Source organism: Streptomyces corchorusii (assembly GCF_001514055.1).
GTDB classification, from domain to species: Bacteria; Actinomycetota; Actinomycetes; order Streptomycetales; family Streptomycetaceae; genus Streptomyces; species Streptomyces olivaceoviridis.
Window position 1 is genome coordinate 117,831 of sequence record NZ_KQ948374.1, and the last position, 1,230, is coordinate 119,060.

At 72.0% G+C, this 1,230-nt stretch carries 2 protein-coding genes and 1 pseudogene; 1 reads left to right on the forward strand and 2 read right to left on the reverse strand.

The annotated features are described in order from the left end of the window. Both AQJ11_RS40395 and AQJ11_RS40400 read right to left on the reverse strand, forming a co-directional pair. Positions 1-254: hypothetical protein (locus AQJ11_RS40395; RefSeq protein WP_398781534.1), on the reverse strand; the 254-nt coding region annotated here is incomplete at its 3' end. Next, the gene (locus tag AQJ11_RS40400; protein WP_059266731.1) at positions 247-756 is read right to left on the reverse strand and encodes a SigE family RNA polymerase sigma factor; all 510 of its coding nucleotides are present in this window, start codon (positions 754-756) and stop codon (positions 247-249) included. The genes AQJ11_RS40395 and AQJ11_RS40400, both read right to left, overlap by 8 nt. A 260-nt stretch (positions 757-1,016) precedes the next feature. Between AQJ11_RS40400 and AQJ11_RS40405 the strand changes: the two are divergent. Next, positions 1,017-1,230: pseudogene (locus tag AQJ11_RS40405) on the forward strand (hypothetical protein); the annotation flags it as partial.

A 1,230-nucleotide genomic window follows, 5' to 3' on the forward strand; every position in this document is an offset into this window, starting at 1 on the left:
CGGGGGGAAGTTGACACGGAGGAGGTGTCCGTGGGGGCTGCTCCGTGCCGTGCGCCGGGTGAGTGCAGCACGGACGGGAGAGCCAGGCACAGGGCTGCAGCGGTGCAGGCCGCGGTCGCGCCCAGGGCGTGCCGGCGGTGGCGGCGCCGGTCGGCGCGTCGGCGGATCTCCGCGGCGGGCAGGGTCGGTGCCGGCATCTGCGTGCCGAGCAGCCGCAGCCGGTCGCCCAGGGTGTCGTGGAGGGGATCAGACATGGAGTCGTCCTTCCTCGCTGGTCGGGGGCTGGTCGCCGAGCCGGGCCGCCAGCGCGGTCCGCCCGCGGGCGAGGCGGCTCTTGACGGCACTGACGCTGGCGCCGGTCTCGGCCGCGACCTGCTCGATGGAAAGGTCGCACATGTGGTGCAGGACAATGGCGCTGCGCTGCGCCTCGGGCAGGTCGCGGAGCGCGATGACCAGCATCAAGTACTCCTCAGTGGGCGGCTCGACGGTGCGGGGTTCATGGTGGTGGCGTCCGGCCAGATGCAGACCCCGGGCCAGACGTCGCCAACGTGAGATGGCCAGCCGCCGGGCGGTGGTCCGGATCCAGGCTTCCGCGGCATCGTCGGGGTCGAACGTGCGCCTTCGGTCCCACGCGCGGATGAAGGCCTCCTGGACCACGTCCTGTGCTTCGGACCAGTCGCTGGTCATCGCGTAGAGCTGCCCGGTCAGGCGGGAGAAGGACGCTGCGTAGAACGCGTCGAACTCCTGTGGCGTCATCAACGGCTTTTCTCCTGGTGCTGTCGATCGGCTCGCATCACAGGCGGTTCGCCGGGAAGCACTCCTCGACCACGGCGGTGGAGCCGTGCCTCCCGGGCGGAGCCTCGCGCCGCTCAAGCCTGTACGCACGAGCGCCGTCCCCAGGTCGCGCCCACGTCCTGTGACATGGACCACGTGTCCGGGGTGCGACCGCACGCGCACCGAGGGGCGTACAGGGGTGCGGGCATCAACCGGACGCCCGCAGGAAAGGACACTGATTCATGCGTATCCGCCCGATCATGCTCATCGCGGCCACCGCCACAGCCATCGCGACGGCGGGGGGAGCGGCCAGCGCTGCGACCGGCACCCCCCAGCCCACCGCCACGGCTCACAGCAAGCCGTCCGGTGCGCCCGCCGCCAAGGTTCACGGCACCGGCTCGGCCGGCGCCTCGGTGGTCTCCGGTACCGGTGTCTCCGGGAACCGCGTGACCCCCA